This window comes from Cellvibrio sp. KY-GH-1 (assembly GCF_008806975.1).
Classification (GTDB): Bacteria; Pseudomonadota; Gammaproteobacteria; order Pseudomonadales; family Cellvibrionaceae; genus Cellvibrio.
In genome coordinates this window covers 3,350,006-3,366,524 of the sequence record NZ_CP031728.1, presented here as the reverse complement: position 1 = coordinate 3,366,524, position 16,519 = coordinate 3,350,006, and the positions used below count along the sequence as shown (strand labels likewise).

General features: G+C 49.7%; 13 protein-coding genes and 1 tRNA gene. 9 read left to right on the top strand and 5 right to left on the bottom strand.

Going from position 1 to position 16,519, the window contains the following annotated elements; translation table 11 throughout:
• Positions 1–55: 55 nt before the first annotated feature.
• The 4 genes from mutY (at position 56) to D0C16_RS14300 (ending at position 2,320) form a co-directional block, all read left to right on the top strand.
• The gene (mutY, locus tag D0C16_RS14315; RefSeq protein ID WP_151032978.1) at positions 56–1,150 is read left to right on the top strand and encodes an A/G-specific adenine glycosylase; all 1,095 of its coding nucleotides are present in this window, start codon (positions 56–58) and stop codon (positions 1,148–1,150) included.
• Positions 1,151–1,188: 38 nt separating this feature from the next.
• Positions 1,189–1,473, top strand: coding sequence for an oxidative damage protection protein (locus D0C16_RS14310; RefSeq protein WP_151032977.1), 285 nt, complete (start codon positions 1,189–1,191; stop codon positions 1,471–1,473).
• A 122-nt stretch (positions 1,474–1,595) separates the two neighbouring features.
• Positions 1,596–1,671, top strand: a tRNA-Phe gene (locus D0C16_RS14305).
• A 232-nt stretch (positions 1,672–1,903) separates the two neighbouring features.
• The gene (locus D0C16_RS14300; protein ID WP_151032976.1) at positions 1,904–2,320 is read left to right on the top strand and encodes a PilZ domain-containing protein; all 417 of its coding nucleotides are present in this window, start codon (positions 1,904–1,906) and stop codon (positions 2,318–2,320) included.
• Between the two features lie 33 nt (positions 2,321–2,353).
• On the opposite strand, the gene D0C16_RS14295 is transcribed toward D0C16_RS14300, so the two are convergent.
• From D0C16_RS14295 to D0C16_RS14285, 3 genes are all read right to left on the bottom strand, one after another.
• The gene (locus D0C16_RS14295; RefSeq protein ID WP_151032975.1) at positions 2,354–3,949 is read right to left on the bottom strand and encodes an MFS transporter; all 1,596 of its coding nucleotides are present in this window, start codon (positions 3,947–3,949) and stop codon (positions 2,354–2,356) included.
• Positions 3,950–4,183: 234 nt separating this feature from the next.
• A complete protein-coding gene (ppa, locus tag D0C16_RS14290; RefSeq protein WP_151032974.1) occupies positions 4,184–4,714 on the bottom strand; it encodes an inorganic diphosphatase in 531 nt (176 codons plus the stop codon).
• Between the two features lie 91 nt (positions 4,715–4,805).
• Positions 4,806–5,636: an FHA domain-containing protein gene (locus tag D0C16_RS14285; protein ID WP_151032973.1), complete on the bottom strand. Its 831-nt coding sequence runs from the start codon at positions 5,634–5,636 to the stop codon at positions 4,806–4,808.
• Between the two features lie 139 nt (positions 5,637–5,775).
• Here D0C16_RS14285 and D0C16_RS14280 point away from each other — a divergent pair, with 139 nt between their 5' ends.
• Complete coding sequence (locus D0C16_RS14280; RefSeq protein WP_151032972.1) at positions 5,776–6,096, top strand: SelT/SelW/SelH family protein; 321 nt, start codon at positions 5,776–5,778, stop codon at positions 6,094–6,096.
• 179 nt (positions 6,097–6,275) lie between these two features.
• Positions 6,276–8,891: an RND family transporter gene (locus tag D0C16_RS14275; protein ID WP_151032971.1), complete on the top strand. Its 2,616-nt coding sequence runs from the start codon at positions 6,276–6,278 to the stop codon at positions 8,889–8,891.
• 319 nt (positions 8,892–9,210) lie between these two features.
• On the opposite strand, the gene D0C16_RS14270 is transcribed toward D0C16_RS14275, so the two are convergent.
• On the bottom strand, positions 9,211–11,169 hold the full coding sequence (locus D0C16_RS14270) for a hypothetical protein (RefSeq protein WP_151032970.1): 1,959 nt from the start codon (positions 11,167–11,169) through the stop codon (positions 9,211–9,213).
• Between the two features lie 342 nt (positions 11,170–11,511).
• Between D0C16_RS14270 and D0C16_RS14265 the strand changes: the two genes are divergently transcribed.
• Entirely contained in the window at positions 11,512–12,705 is a 1,194-nt protein-coding gene (locus D0C16_RS14265; protein WP_151032969.1) for a class I SAM-dependent rRNA methyltransferase, read from the top strand.
• 27 nt (positions 12,706–12,732) lie between these two features.
• Here D0C16_RS14265 and D0C16_RS14260 read toward each other — a convergent pair whose 3' ends face one another.
• Entirely contained in the window at positions 12,733–13,389 is a 657-nt protein-coding gene (locus tag D0C16_RS14260; RefSeq protein ID WP_151032968.1) for an HAD family phosphatase, read from the bottom strand.
• 237 nt (positions 13,390–13,626) lie between these two features.
• On the opposite strand from D0C16_RS14260, the gene D0C16_RS14255 reads away from it, so the two are divergent.
• Entirely contained in the window at positions 13,627–14,130 is a 504-nt protein-coding gene (locus D0C16_RS14255) for an RNA pyrophosphohydrolase (RefSeq protein WP_151032967.1), read from the top strand.
• 53 nt (positions 14,131–14,183) lie between these two features.
• Positions 14,184–16,451, top strand: a complete 2,268-nt coding sequence (gene ptsP, locus D0C16_RS14250; RefSeq protein WP_151032966.1) for a phosphoenolpyruvate--protein phosphotransferase — start codon at positions 14,184–14,186, stop codon at positions 16,449–16,451.
• The last annotated feature ends 68 nt before the right edge of the window (positions 16,452–16,519 follow it).

Genomic DNA, 16,519 nt, shown 5'->3' with positions numbered 1-16,519 from the left:
TGAAAATTTATCGCTAGAATTCGCGCCCATCTTAAACTCAGATATTTTCTTCGTTATGAGTACCCCATCATTTTCCGCGCGCGTGTTGAAATGGTTCGATAAACACGGGCGTAAGCATTTACCCTGGCAGCAGGACATCAACGCCTATCGTGTCTGGTTGTCAGAAATTATGTTGCAGCAAACTCAGGTTGCAACGGTCATTCCTTATTTCGAGCGATTTACCGCGCGCTTTCCTACCGTGAAAGCCTTGGCCGCTGCACCGATTGATGAAGTGCTGCATTTGTGGACGGGTTTGGGTTATTACGCACGGGCGCGCAACCTGCACAAATGTGCGCAAATAGTAGTGAAAAACCACGGCGGGGAGTTTCCTGTAACAGTTGAAGAATTGGCGGAGTTGCCAGGGATTGGCCGGTCGACTGCAGGGGCCATTGCGAGTATCGCCTATCATCAGCGCGCTGCGATTCTGGATGGCAACGTCAAGCGAGTTCTCGCTCGCTATCACGCGGTGGAAGGCTGGCCAGGGCAAACTGATGTAGTGAATCGCCTTTGGGAACTTGCTGAGCAATACACACCCAAAAGCCGCGCCAACCACTACACCCAGGCAATGATGGATATGGGCGCAACGCTGTGTACGCGCAGCAAACCGAAATGCGAAATTTGCCCATTACGTGAAGGTTGCATTGCCTATGCACAAGGTAATCCGCAGGAATATCCGGGCAAGAAGCCCAAAAAAGCGCTGCCGGAAAAATCGGTACAATTACTGATGCTGCGCAATTCCGCCGGTGACTTGCTTCTGCAGCAGCGTCCTGCGCAAGGAATTTGGGGCGGTCTCTGGAGCTTTCCCGAGCTGGCGATGGATGTGGCTGCCGACGACTATGTCAGTGATCATTTTGGCGAGGTTGTCGAGCATGAAGTCTGGGATAGCTATCGTCACACCTTTAGCCACTACCACCTTGATATCACGCCGGTACTGATCCAGTTGGCGAAATCCCCGCAAACTATCGGTGAAGCCGCTACACACTGGTACAATCCACATCAACCCGATGCCTTGGGGCTAGCGGCGCCGGTTAAGAAATTGCTGGAAAAGCTGGCGCAATTGGATCCCCGTGCGTCTATCAAGCCAATCGCCAAACTCAGGCGAAAATCCTGAAAGGCAAATTATTGTTTTTTAATTAAGCGAGTTACTCGATGGCCAGAATGGTGTTTTGCAGCAAATACAAACAGGAACTCGAAGGGCTGGATGTACCGCCTTACCCGGGCGCTAAAGGTGTCGATATTTTCAATAATGTTTCCAAAAAGGCCTGGCAGGAGTGGATGGCCCACCAAACCATGCTGATCAACGAAAAGCGCCTCAGCGTTATGGATATGGGTACCAAGGTATATCTCACCGAACAGATGACCAAATTCCTCGCAGGTGATACTTACGATCAGGCCGAAGGCTATGTGCCGCCATCGACTTCGGACAACAAGTAATCAACTTGCACATATTTCAGTTACCCTTTGATAAAACGGGAATTTTTTTTAAAAAACGCTATTGACTCGCCCCGCCTGAGCGGGTTTAATACGCGCCTCTCGCAGCCCAGCTGCGACGACACGCCCAGATAGCTCAGTCGGTAGAGCAGTGGATTGAAAATCCTCGTGTCCCTGGTTCGATTCCGGGTCTGGGCACCATATACAAAACCCGAAGTTCGCAAGAGCTTCGGGTTTTTTATTTTTTCGCCTCTCTTGGATTTTGAATATCTAATCCAGGTGTTTTGTGCTTTCGCTGTGCAGGATTGCCTATCGCGAACGTCAGTGATTTTGGTTCTAAGTGCCAATTCTTTTCATGACAATCTAATCCAATTGCCGCTTTTTGCTGAATTACACTTTTTATAACCTTGGGTGGTTATGAGAGCGTGAATTTATGCGTAGCTATATTCGTCATCCCACATCAATTCCGATTCAGGTCTGTGCCGGGGGTGATGACGGGGCGCGTGTGCGTGTGCGTAACTTGAGCGCCGGCGGTTTGTGTTTTTTGACTGACAAGCCTGTGAAGGTCGGGACCGTTGTGGAGTTTGAGATTCCCGTGATTAAGCCGGATTATCATGGCAGCGGAGTTATTGTCTGGCGGCGTGAGCACGGTGTTAAGGAATATGAAGTTGGGGTGCGATTTACGAGTGATGACGAATACTTCCGTACACGGATGGTGGAGCAGGTCTGTCAGATCGAAGACTATCGTCAGCGCTTGGCGCTCAAGGGGCGGCAATTGACGAGTGAGGAAGCGGCGATGGAGTGGATTCAGCGCTACTCTGGTGATTTCGATAAGCAGGCATCAGCCTGAGAAAAAAATCTCCGCCGAAGCGGGGATTTTTTATTACTGCGCGTTATTTTTTACGCGGCGGGCAATTAATTCACTTTCAATATTTTTCATGGTTTTATCATCGAGCGGGTACCAGAGCGTAAAAATGGTACCGAGAATTCCGATGATCACAGGAATACCGGTCATCAATAAAACCATCGCTGGCAGCGAGGCGGTGACGGCACTTTGGATAGTTGCGTCATAGCCGTAGAGTGCCAGTACGATCAGCACCATGGCGCCGGCGAAGCCGTGGCCGGTTTTGTTAATGAAGGTTCCCGCAGAATAGATCAGGCCTGTGGCACGGCGATGGTTTTTCCATTCGGAATAATCCACGGTATCACCTAGCATACTGAAGAAGAGCACCGGCATCATACCCGCAAAAAACTCACCGATAGTGGCTAGAGCCAGCATGGCGTTGACGTTTTCGCGTGGGACAAAGTAAATCGCCCCATTGAAAATTGCACCCAACACAAAGGCGGCGATCATCAGTGTGCGCTTGTTAAAGCGGCTAGAGAGCCAGCCAGTCGCTACTGCCGCTGCCAAGGATGCTAGCAGGGTGAGCAGGAAATACAGGCTGATTAAATCTGAGCGCTCCAGATAATATTTGAAATAGTAACTCGCTGCGCTGGGGCGAACTACGGTGAAGAGACCAAACATAATACCCACACCCAGCAGAATCAGCCAAGGCTTGTTAGTTAGCAGGTCGGCCAAATCTTTTTGCGTTGGGCTCAGAGAGTCGATTGGGCGAGTAATAATTTTTTTGCGCAAATGAACTGTGTAAGCAAAAGAAGCCAGCATCAATAGCAGTGCGCCAACTTTCACAGTGGCCGACCACTCTTTCATGGCCAGCGCGATAATAAATAAGCTTATGCCGAACACAGGAATCAAAATTACTGGCAGGTTGCAGAAGAGGTCCTTCATTTCTTCCCAGAAGGTGCCTTGAATCTGGGTGGGCGGTTCAATACGCTCTTTAGTGGTTTTGTAGGTGATGAAGAGGAACACAATCAGCAATACCGAAAAGATCAACATGGTGCGCTGATAGCCTACCGCTTCGCTACCTTTACCCAAAACTTCGACTAGTTCGGGCAGGCTGGTCATTACCAATAAGCCCCCGGTAAAGGCGCCGATAAAGCGGAAGCTCGATAAGCTCGCGCGTTCGGTGACGCTATCGGTCATTACCCCCATGAGAGCGCCATAGGGCACGTTGTTGGCGGTGTAGGCGAGCGTCAGGCAGAAATAAATAACGAATGCGTAGATGACTTTACCGGTATAGCTCAAATCGGGCGTGGTAAAAATCAGCGATAGGAATAGCGCGAGAAAGGGCGTGGACCAGAGAATCCAGGGGCGGAATTTACCCTGTTTGGTTTTGGTGCGGTCGGCGATCGACCCCATCATGATGTCGGTAATACCGTCCGACAGGCGCACAATCAAAATCAAAATGGTCGCATGGGCTGCGGCTATACCAAAGGTGTCGGTGTAAAACACCGGGATAAAAAATCCGCTTCGCCAGACAAAGTTTGCGGCGGCATCCCCAAGGGAGTAGCCGATTTTCTCGCCAATCGAAAGCTTGTGGGGTGTACCGGTGACGGCCCCCGCAGTGGAATCTTGCATGGTCTCAAAACCTCGTGTTTGTAGTTTTTATGCAGCGATTGTTATTAATTGGTTGCTGGTTTTGTTCTATTGCCTGTCCGTGCACTAGGGTTTTTTAACTGCTTGGTAAATCCGGGGGCAAAAGCCCCCGGATTTGATCTCTCTCACCGGATCAAGCGGTCGATGCTACCTTGTTTGGTGCTATCTATTTGTTTTTTAGGTGTAACTTTTTACTGCTGGCGCTGAGCGCCGGAATTATTTGTTGCTTTTGTAGGTTTCAGCCGCTTTCAGGATTTCAGCGCGCGCTTCCTCTACATCACCCCAGCCGGCAACTTTTACCCACTTGCCTTTTTCCAGATCTTTGTAGTGCTCGAAAAAGTGTTCGATTTGCTTCACAGTCACTTCGGGTAGGTCGCTCAGGGTTTTTACGTTGCTGTAAATGGTGGTCAGCTTGTCGTGCGGCACCGCAACGATTTTCGCATCTTCACCGGCTTCGTCAGTCATCTTCAGCACACCCAGTGGGCGGCAGCGAATCACAGAGCCTGCTTGAACCGGTTGAGGGAAAACAACCAGTACGTCTGCAGCATCGCCATCGCCACACAGGGTTTGAGGGATGTAACCGTAGTTGCAGGGGTAGTACATGGCGGTGCTCACCAAGCGATCCACAAACAGGCTGTTGCTGTCTTTGTCGATCTCATACTTGATACCGCTGTTCATCGGGATTTCAATCACAACGTAAAAATCATCTGGCAGGCTTTTGCCGGCTGGAACAAGTTCAAAACTCATGGTGTATTCCTGAGGTGTATTGGTTGAAAGTTATGGCGTTAATCAATAAAAAACGATTGAGCGCAAGAGCGTAGAAAGTAGGTCGCGGATTCTACCACAAGACAAACACGAGGATAGCGCAGCCCACCAAGGCCGCGGCAGTCAGTGCCAGCCACGCATTGCGGCGGCCGCTGTGATAGATGGGCTCTATGCGATTGCCAGGGGACGTGGGTCTGGTTTTCCAGCGCTTGGGTTCGTTGCTGAGTTGTTTGCGTTCTACTGGTTTGGCCAGTTCATCAATCGGTTTGCGAATGCGGGTTTTACTGTCTTCCAGATCGGGCGCGACTATGCGGAAGCTGTAGACGTCAAGGCGCAGGCGATCACCATTGTTCGCAGTGGCATTGTCGACACGCAGTTCGTTCAGGTAGGTACCGTTGGCGGAGCCCAGATCTTTAATGCGTAAATGATTGCCCTCGATGGTAATTTCTACGTGGCGGCGCGACAGGTGAGTGCCGGGAATTACGATATCGCACTGGTTGCCGCGGCCGATGACAGTGCTGCGCTCGGCGGGGACAATAAAGTGTTTGCCGGCTAGCCAGCTTGAGTCGGACACCAGACGCCAGGGGGCGGTATAGGTTTCTTTACCTTTATCTGGCAGGCTGCGGGGATCCAGTACAATCATTTCTGCCTGGCCAAGTTTGATAATATCGCCGGGGAGAATTTCCTTTTGGGTAATGCGCTGACCGTTAATGAAACAACCGGAACTGCTGTTGTTGTCTTTTAGTAGGTAGCGATTGTCTTCTTGAATAATTTTGGCGTGGTGCGGGTCTATGCCGTCTTCGTTAAGTATCAAATGATTGTCGGATGCGTTGCCTATTGCAAAAAGCTTTTCAACCACCCACAAAGGCGGGCGGCGATTGTCCTTAAAGTGAAGTTTGAGCATGGCAGATTCCGTATTTTGGCGTCTAATTCAACTTTTATGTGGCTATCTACCTTGAACTGGTCGCCTTTGGGCGTAAATCCTGTGGTTTGGAATGACCTTATGCCGAATTCTATGTACTCAATCCCTAAAGGGCAATCTTATGACTGATATTAGTTTTACTGCGCCACCGTCGGCGACCAATAAAGTGGTAATTCACTACTGTAATATGTGCCGCTGGATGCTGCGCTCCGCCTGGCTTGCGCAGGAATTGTTAAGTACTTTTGATGGTGAGCTGGACGAGGTGGCTTTGCATCCGGGTACGGGCGGAATTTTCCATGTGTGGCTTAATGACCAGCTGATCTGGGACCGGGTTGCCGATGGAGGCTTTCCAGAAGCCAAGGAGCTTAAGCAGCGGGTGCGCGATTTGCTCTGTCCGGACCGGTCGTTGGGGCATAGTGACGGCCATAAAAAAGGTGACTGATCTTTGTAACAAATCGTTGCGAATGCGCTCAGTTAATGGGCTTTTTACTGTTTTCAGGGGCGCTGGCTGGCATAATGGTGCGCACTTTGGCCGGCTTTAGGCGGTCTTGTTTCATAGTTGGTTTTGTCAGGTTGGTTATTTGGCGCCTGATTGAATCCGCTCCCAACTGGATTTTTGGAATGTCCTCACCCTCTTCGCTGCTTCGCTCTATCTCCCAAATCTATCGCACACTGGTTATTCGTCTTCCTTATCATGTACTAACCGCAATGGTTGTACTGACTCTGGTGGCTGCTTTTGGAATGACCAATTTCAAGCTGGATGCTTCGGCCGATTCGTTGACGTTGGAGCATGACACTTCAATTGATTATTTTCGTGAAATTTCCAAGCGTTATCAAAGTGGCGATTTTTTGGTGCTCACTTACAGCCCTAAAGCCGAAATGTTTTCGGATGAGTCGATTAACACGCTCAAGCAATTGCGTGATGACCTGGCCAAGGTCGAGGGGGTAGCCAGTGTTTACTCCATGATAGATGTGCCCCTGCTGTACAGCCCCATGCGTCCGCTTGCGGAGCAAAAAGAATCGACGCGCACCTTGCTTACGCCGGATGTCGATCGTGCTATGGCAAAAGACGAATTTTTAAATAGCCCAATTTATCGCGATACCTTGCTCAGCAAAGATGGAACTACCACGGCGTTGCTGCTGAATTTAAAAGTTAATAATCAATACATTGAAATGGCGCGGACGCGCGATGCATTGCGGTTGAAGCGCGATACGCAAGGGCTGTCTGTACAGGAGCAACATGAGCTGGAGCAGGTGTCGGCAGAGTTTCTTGCCTATCGTACGGCCAGCGCTGCCCAAGATGCCGCGCGAGTAGAAATTGTGCGTGGCATTGCGGCCAAATATAGAGACCGCGCGCAAATTTTCCTGGGCGGTGTGAGCATGATTACCACTGATATGATCGCTTACATTAAAAGTGATCTGGTGGTGTTTGGTGGTGCTCTTATCGCCTTTATGATTTTTATGTTGGCGTTTTTATTTCGCCAATGGCGTTTCGTGGTTTTGCCCTTAACTACTTGCTTGATGTCAGTGGTTATGATGCTCGGCTGGTTGAGCTGGATTGATTGGCGCATGACAGTAATCTCATCCAACTTTGTTGCTTTGCTGCTAATTATGGTATTTGCATTTGCCATTTATGTTGTCGTGCGTTATCGCGAAATTCACGCGGCAGACCCGGATGCCGAGCAGGAAGATTTGGTGATGCAAACCGTGCGCGACATGGTGGTGCCCTGTTTGTATTCGGCGTTAACGACCATTGTTGCGTTTATGTCATTGGTAATGAGCGGTATTCGCCCGGTGATCGATTTTGGCTGGATGATGACCATAGGTTTGTGTGTTGGTTTTATTCTGGTATTTGTGATTTTACCCGCAGGGTTGATGATTCTGCCCAAAGGTCAGCCAAAAGATCGTGGCGACAATTCTGCGGCGCTCACGGTGAAGTTTTCCAAGCTCGCTGAATTCCACGGCGGTAAAATTTTGCTGGTAAGTCTTCTGGCGGCGCTCATTAGTGCCTGGGGCATTAGTAAGCTGCAGGTGGAAAACCGCTTTGTTGATTACTTTAAAGAGGATAGTGAAATTCATCAGGGGTTGAGTGTTATTGATCGCCAATTGGGCGGTACAGTTACGCTGGATATTGTTCTGGATGCCGAAAAAAATACTCTGGAAGTGGTTGAATCAGAATCACCCGCTGCAGCGCCAGAAGCCACTGGTGATGAAGTGCTGGATGCGGAGGATCCGTTTGCCGAGGCTCCTGCCCCTGAAGCAGCCGCAACTGATGAAGAAGACCCTTTTGCGGAAATGGATGAAGACGCGTTTGCAGATGATTCAACGGCTGCGCCCAGTGCTCAGAGCTATTGGTTTAGTGTCGCGGGCCTGGATCAAATAAAACAGTTGCATGAATTTCTTGAAGCTCAGCCTGAAATAGGTAAGGTGCAGTCGCTCGCTACTGTCTATCAATTGGCGCACGATATTAATAAGGGAAAGTTGAACGATTTTGAGCTAAATGTGTTGCGCAACATGCTCTCTGACGACATTAAAAACTTCCTGATCAAACCCTATTTGATTGATGAGCTGCAACAGACTCGCGTTACCATGCGTATTATCGAAACTACGCCCAATTTAAAGCGTGCTGAATTAGTAGCGCGTATTCGTCAATACGCGGAAACGGATGGCGGTTTTAAACAGGATCAAGTGCATTTCACCGGCATGTTGGTGTTGTATAACAATATGCTGGCGAGTTTATTCCATTCACAAATCGCTACTATCGGCGTGGTCTTTTTTGCCATTATGTTAATGATGGTGGCACTCTTTCGTTCGATCAAGATTGCCATCATCGCGATTTTGCCGAACATGCTCGCGGCTAGCACAGTGTTAGGTGCGATGGGCTTGGTAGGTATTCCGCTGGATATGATGACTACAACTATTGCGGCAATAGTAGTGGGCGTTGGTGTGGACCAGGCAATCCAATACTTTTATCGCTTCCGCGTTGAATTTGAACACACCGGTAGTTACGTCGAAGCTATGCATCGCTCGCACGCGTCGATCGGCCGTGCTATGTATTACACCTCCGTTACCATTGTGGTGGGTTTCTCTATCCTGATGCTTTCGCAATTTATTCCGTCGATTTATTTTGGCGTGTTAACGGCATTCGCGATGTTTATGGCGATTGTAGGTTCGTTGACGTTATTGCCAAAGTTAATTCTAATGATGAAGCCTTTGGGGCCGGAAAAGGCTCTATAGTTAATTTGAAGTAATCGGGGTGAGTAAATTAATTTGCAGCCGAAAATTGATAATGGCTCTTCCTGATATAAGTAGACAGTTTTTGTTTAAGCCAGCTCTAGCAAAGCTGGCTTTTTGTTTTTTGCGTTACAGGAAACATTTGCCTTGAGGGTACTTGCGCAGGTGATTCATGCGTGTGCGACATTTCGCTATCTATTCGCTCGTCACGAGAAATCTCTGCCTCGCAAATCAGATTCAGGTTTGTGCTATTTGGTGTGCGCACAGTAACGGGAAATAAAAAAGGGCGCTTGCGCGCCCTCATGTTTTGCTTTTGGCTTCATTAATTAACATTGATGAAGTCGGAATATGTTATGTCTCCAGTCGGAGTTGGAAAGGTAACTAGTACTTGAACAAATCCGGTTGGTTTATTTCCTGAATCATCGGAAAAAAAGCGAACCTCGACGTAAGTCGGGTCTTGGGAATTGGCGAGTGGCCCTTCTGTTGTTAGTTTTGCCGTTGCATTCTTCAGCGATGACGTGTCCAGTTTCAGCGTAGTTTTTCCTGGTGCACCATTGCCATTTTGGTCCGCCACCCAGAAGAAAGCGGTTGCAGTATAGGTGCCAGCGACGGAGCTGCTAGCGCTCGACGAAGATGAAGTGCTGTTGGGGCGCGCGTCCAAAGAGACTGTATTTGCAAGATATGGGAAACCACTTGTTCCCATCAGCATGCCATCGCTCACCATAATTAAAATTGATTCTTGACGAATAGTGACCTTTTCTTTTGTACATTTGGCGTCACCATCGCGACACAGGATGCCGTTATAGATTCCATTTTCGTATGAGTAATTTACATCCAGATTCGCATCAACAAACGGCTCATCGTTATCATGAGTGCCGCTTTCGTCTCGATCTAGGTAGGCCTCTACCAGATCATCACAGGGTAGCTGAGGAGAGTTAGATAATTTTTGAGATGACGCCAACGGGGCATTTTTATCACATTCGATATTGCCGCTGGGGTAGTCTTCGTGAGTTTTGAAAACGTCAGCACCAAAATCGTACAGGCCATTACCGTTGGCATCGATAAAGCTTTCATTGCCAATTGCGTGGGCCAATACCGTCACTCTTCCTGCCCTTTCTTTAGTGCAGTTCGCGTAATCAGCTACAAAAGTTAAGCCGCCAGCATTTACGCAAAGCAACCGATCAACAGAGTTGTTAGAACTGTTGCGAATCGGTCTTGGATTTTGGCTGCGCCATACCACCGAGCACTTGCCTTTCAGTGTTGTACAGGCATCATCAATCGCCCCGCCTTCGGTCGTAAAAGAGATGGCGGTGCCATCACTAACCGGGTTGTTAAAGGCATCGGCCAATTGCACAGTAAATGTCGATTGGATGTCATTGTGATTCCACGCCATGGGGTAGTGATCGTTCGCGCCTAGGGTAAAACTATCTTGATCTGGAATGCCCGTAGACACAATTAGCTTTTTAGATTGTGTCGCAATATTGCCTGATCTTGTTTTTGCTGTTACCACAACGGAAGTTGCAACGTTTCCTGCTTGTACGGTGGTTGAGACCATACCGTTTTTATCGCTCAAGGCTTCAGAGTTAACCAATGCCAGACCGCCCAAGCTGGCGCCGCCGCCTTGGGCGCTCAGGCTAAAATCTACCAAAACGTTTTTAATTGGTGCCCCGGTGATTCCGGTTACTGTAAAGCTTATGACTGCAGTTTCCTGCCCCCCAGTACCCTTAAGGCTAATTTGATCTACCACCGGATCAATCGGGGTTATCGCCAGGATCGTGTCGGGGGAGATGTTCAGTGTCGTGCGCGCAACTTCTTGCTTGTTGTCGATAACTGCAGTCGCAGTAACCTGATCGGCACCTGAGCAACCGTTTGCAGTGTACTTAATGGTTGCTTCACCAAAAGAGGACGTGACAACGTTGGTCGTGGTTGTTCCTACGGTAAGTTTGGCCTCACCGGAGGCAATGCAAGGGGAGTTAAACGTAATTTGCACCGGGGTAGCTGCCAAGGTGTTCGTGGAGCTAACGATATTGACTGTTAAGTTGGTCGATCCTCCGGGAGACAGCGCTGCATCACCGATGCTTACCCCTATCTGCCCTTTAGTAAAGCTGCTATCAAAACCATATCCGATGGCCTTGGGGGAGGTGGTATCCACAGCGCCGGAACTTAGGCTGCTGGAACTGCCCTTGGGGTCCAGCGGGGAGCTTGCGCCGCCACCGCAGGCGGATAGCACAAGGCTTATAAATACTGCACTGACGATCTTCGTTGTTTTTAGGGTATGCATGGCGTCTTCCTGGGTTACCGACCGTTGATGATGTTAGCCCCGGCGGCTGGTATTGAATTCAATGATATAAATGGCATAAAGAAACGTTGCTAAGCTCTTGAGCTTATTGACACTTGTGACCAAGGCTAACGTTAGCTCATATCCCTTCAATGATAAAGTCCTGTGCGTTCAAAAAACGCGCGCTGCTGCGCAAAACTCCTGATATTTGTGTAATTCTTGGCATTTTAACTGGCGCAAGGCTCCTTCTTTTGGCGCATTTTGATCTTACGCTACTTTTATTTCTGTCTACTGGTCGCGCAAGCCTTATAATTCGTGCACTTTTTTCTTATTGAGTGTTTTTTCATGAGTCTTCCTGTTCTTGTTCTCAAGCCCCAAGCGGATCGGCGTTTAAAGCTGGGCCATTTATGGATTTACAGCAATGAAGTGGAGGTGGAAAAGTCGCCACTCAAATCTTTTGAGATGGGGCAGCAGGCGCTGGTTACGGCTCATAACGGCAAGCCGCTAGGCATTGCCCTTATAAATCCCACAGGCTTGATTTGCGGGCGCCTCGTTAGTCGCGATGAAAAGTACCCGCTTAATAAATCGCTTCTGGTGCATCGTATCAAACAGGCGTTGTCATTGCGTGAACTTGCGTTCGATGAGCCCTTCTATCGCCTGATTTACGGTGATGCGGATTTACTGCCGGGGTTGGTGGTGGATCGCTTTGGTGATTATTTGGTGGTGCAAATTGCTGGTGCGGGAATGGAAGCGGTAAAAGAGGACATTGTTGCTGCTTTGGTACAGGTTTTGGAACCTTCTGGCGTTTTACTCAGCAATGAGCACAGCGCGCGGGAGCTGGAAAACCTCCCCGAGTATACACACGTCGCCTACGGTGAGGTTCCGGAAAAAGTTGAGTTGATCGAAAACAACACCCGTTTTCTGGCGCCGGTTCAAGGCGGCCAAAAGACCGGTTGGTTTTATGATCACCGTGTTAACCGCGCCCAGTTGCAGCAGTATGTGCAGGGTAAACGCGTGCTGGATGTGTTTTCATATATTGGCGGCTGGGGAATTCAAGCAGCAGTTGCTGGTGCAAGTGAGGTGTATTGTGTTGATGCCTCTGAAGCGGCGACCGACGCGGTATTGGAAAATGCCCAGTTAAATGGTGTTGAAGATCGCGTTGCTGCGATTCAGGGTAAGGCGATTGACGTGCTGAAAGAGCTCATTGCCAATGATGAGCGTTTTGATGTGGTGGTTTTAGATCCGCCGGCCTTTATCAAGAAACGCAAGGATCAAAAGGCTGGCGAAGCGGCTTATCGCCATATTAACGAGCTGGGGATGCGTTTGTTGGGGCGAGATGGATTGCTGGTTTCAGCGTCCTGTTCGATGCATCTTGGCAAGGATACTTTGTTGGAAATTGTACGTGCTGCAGGTCGCCATTTGGATCGTCACGTGCAAATTATTGGTCAGGGGGGGCAGGGGCCGGATCATCCAGTTCATCCGGCTATTCCTGAGACTGATTACCTCAAGGCGGTATTTGCGCGGGTGTATCTTGCGTAATACCAAGGGCATCCCGAGTTTGTGAGATTAGTCGCGCAGACTCAGGATTGGCCAGTTGCGTTCACGAGCGATGTTGGTTAATCGCTCATCCGGGTCGACCGCAACCGGGTTGTCCACTTGCTCCAGCAGCGGTAAGTCATTGATGGAGTCACTATAAAAGTAGGATCCCGTTAAGGAATGCTGGTTCGACTTGAGCCACTCTTGCAAATAAGTAATCTTACCTGCCTGAAAGCAGGGTGTGCCCACAAAGTTGCCGGTAAAGCGGCCATCAATTTGTTCCGGGTCAGTGGCTAATATGTCTGCTACGCCCAGGCGTTTGGCGATGGGGCGAGTTACAAAACCATTGGTGGCGGTAATAATCAATAAATGGTCACCCTGCTCACGATGTTTTCGCAGTAGGGCTTCTGCTTTGGCCTGCATCAATGGCTCGATATGTTTGGCCATGAATTCGTTGTGCAAGGCCTGAAGCTCTTCCTGTGAGTGGCGAGCCAACGGTGCCAGGGAAAACTGAAGGTAGGCGCGAATATCCAGGGTGCCTGCTTTGTAATCTGCATAGAACTTGTCGTTGGCAAGGCGATAAGCTTCGGCATCAACTAATTGTTTTTCCACCAGGAAGACTCCCCAGCTGTGGTCACTGTCGCCTGCTATCAGGGTGTTGTCCAAATCAAAAATCGCCAGGGCCACGATAAGTCCTCTCGGTAAAAGTCGCAAACGCCGGGTGAGCAGCGGATTGCTGCAGCGGCAGGGTCGCTAGGATAGCTGGCGCGACAAACAGGCTCAATGTTTTATCCATGATTCAGGGTTGCGGCTTTGAATAGGACTGATATAGTGCGGAAAACGCTGTTTTGAGGAATATGCCCGCATTTATCGATGCCTCTGTCATTTCCTGCAGCCAAACTCTTTATTTATGGACAATTCCTTGTGATAGATTCAGACGGATTCCGCCCTAATGTGGGCATCATATTAACCAATGACCAGGGACAGCTGTTGTGGGCGCGCCGGGTTGGCGGACAGGACGCGTGGCAATTTCCTCAAGGTGGCATCAACGCCAACGAAACTCCCGAGCAGGCATTATTTAGAGAGTTACATGAGGAAATTGGCTTGCGTCAACAAGATGTTCAGATCCTCGCTTGCACGCGCGGCTGGCTGCGCTACCGATTGCCGCATCGTTTGGTCAGGCATAACTCCCTGCCATTGTGTGTGGGACAGAAACAAAAGTGGTTCCTGCTCCGTTTGTTGAGTGATGACAATAAAGTCAGCCTGGATAATGGTGGTCGAGCTGAGTTTGATGATTGGCGCTGGGTAAGTTACTGGTATCCATTAGGGAAAGTTGTTTCATTCAAGCGTGATGTTTATCGCCGCGCGTTGAAGGAATTATCACTATTCCATGCGCAGCTTGAGGGGCGAGCCCCCAGTGCTCGCTAAAAAAATCAAAATAGCGGCCAGATAGCCGGTAATTAATTCGAGCCTTAAGTCTCATGTTGAACTCATTGCGTTCCATAGTTCAGGAAGTAAACGCTGCGCGCGACATGAAGAGCGCGCTGGCGATTATTGTGGCGCGCGTGAAGCAGGCGATGAAAACGCATGTTTGCTCGGTCTACCTGCGCGACCCGAAAGGCGACTATGTACTTATGGCGACTGACGGCCTTAACGCTGATGCGGTGGGCAAGGTTCGCTTGGGGGCAGGTGAGGGGCTGGTTGGGCGAGTTGTGGTACGTGAGGAGCCTATCAACCTTGAGCATGCAGAGGCTCATCCAAGCTATCAATATTTCCCGGAGACGGGGGAAGAGCGCTACAGCTCATTTCTTGGTGTTCCAATTATTCACCATCGAAAAGTGCTGGGGGTTCTGGTAGTTCAGCAAGTGGAGCAGCGCCGCTTTGATGAAGGTGAAGAAGCATTTTTGGTAACCATGTCTGCTCAGTTGGCGGGAGTAATTGCCCATGCCGAGGCTACCGGCGGTGTAATTCCTGTTGGTGACAAGGCAAGTCAGTCCAAGTTTGTTGGGGTTTCGGGGGCGTCGGGTATTGCCATAGGGGAAGCGGTGGTAATCGCCCCATCGGCGGATTTGCGCTCAGTACCCTATCAGGTTTGTAAAAATGTTGATGCAGAAATAGATTTTTTTCAGCGTAGCCTTATTGCTGTGCGCGAGGATATAAAAACGCTAGGGATTAAGCTCAAAGAGCGAATTAATCGTGAAGAGCAGGCGCTTTTTGATGCCTATTTAGCCATGCTGGATGATGCGTCACTTGGCGGCGAAGTGGTGGCAAGGATTCGTAAAGGCGCTGTGGCTGCTTATGCCTGGAGCGAGGTCATTCTGGAACATGAAAGTATATTCAATAGTATGAATGACCCTTACTTACGTGAGCGCGCTACCGATTTGCGTGATTTGGGGCGAAGGGTGTTGGAGTATCTGCAAGAGTCCAACCAGAAGGCTCGCGTCTATCCGGACAAAACTATTTTAATTGGCGAGGAGTTGACAGCTTCCATGCTGGGCGAGATTCCCAAAGAAAAGCTCGCCGGATTGGTTTCTGTGCAAGGCTCATCCAACTCGCATGTGGCTATTTTGGCCAGGGCGATGGATATTCCCACGGTAATGGGCGCTGTGGATCTGCCTTTTACCCAGATCGATGGTCGTCCAATTATTGTTGATGGTTACAAAGGCGCTGTTTATTGCGACCCCAATCCGCAATTGCGCAAACATTACAAGGCTATATATTTAGAAGAGCAGGCGCTGGTAAAAGGGCTGGAGGCCTTGAAAAACTTGCCCTGTGAAACACCGGATAAATATCGCCTGCCGCTACATGTGAATACCGGCCTAATGGCGGACGTGGTTCGCTCGTTGGAGCGCGGTGCGGAAGGTGTCGGCCTTTACCGGACGGAAGTGCCGTTCTTGTTGCGCGATCGCTTCCCTAGCGAGGAGGAGCAGCGTTCGATCTACCGGGAGCAGTTGGAGGCATTTGCCCCTCATGCTGTCACTATGCGCACCCTCGATATTGGTGGCGATAAAGCGCTGCCGTATTTCCCAATAGAGGAGGACAACCCTTTCCTTGGTTGGCGCGGCATTCGAGTTACCTTGGATCACCCGGAAATTTTCCTCGCGCAGATTCGCGCAATGATCAAAGCCAGTGAAGGCTTGGATAATTTGCGTATTCTTCTGCCGATGATTACCAATATGCAGGAAGTAGAAGCCTCACGGGCGTTAATCGCCAGGGTGTACAAGGAATTGCTGGAGGAGGGTTATCGCGTGCGTAAGCCCCAAGTCGGGGTGATGATCGAGGTTCCCGCGGTGGTTTACCTTGCTCCTGAGTTGTCGCGCCGGGTAGATTTTTTATCAGTGGGCAGCAATGACCTTACCCAGTATTTACTGGCGGTGGATCGCAATAATGCGCAGGTGGCGGATTTGTACCAGGCGTTCCATCCGGCGGTCCTGCGTGCGTTGCAATACATTGTCTATGCCGCACACGATGCGGGTATTAGCGTCAGTATCTGTGGTGAGCTTGCGGGCGACCCTGGTGCGGCAATTTTATTGATGGCTATGGGATTTGATGTGTTGTCCATGAACGCTACCAACCTGCCCAAGGTTAAATCAGTGATTCGCGGAATCACTTTTGCGCGTGCCAAGCAGTTGTTGGCAGAGGTGATGCGTATGTCAAATGGCGATCAGATTCGTGAGCACATTGAGCGCGAGCTGCGTGACACTGGCCTAACCCGATTGATTCGTCCGGTAACTTCCGATAGTAATTAAATGACTCCCTTTACATTTACTTTCTCGGTGCGGTCATAAAACTGCGCCATAATGTCGCTTCAAGCGTT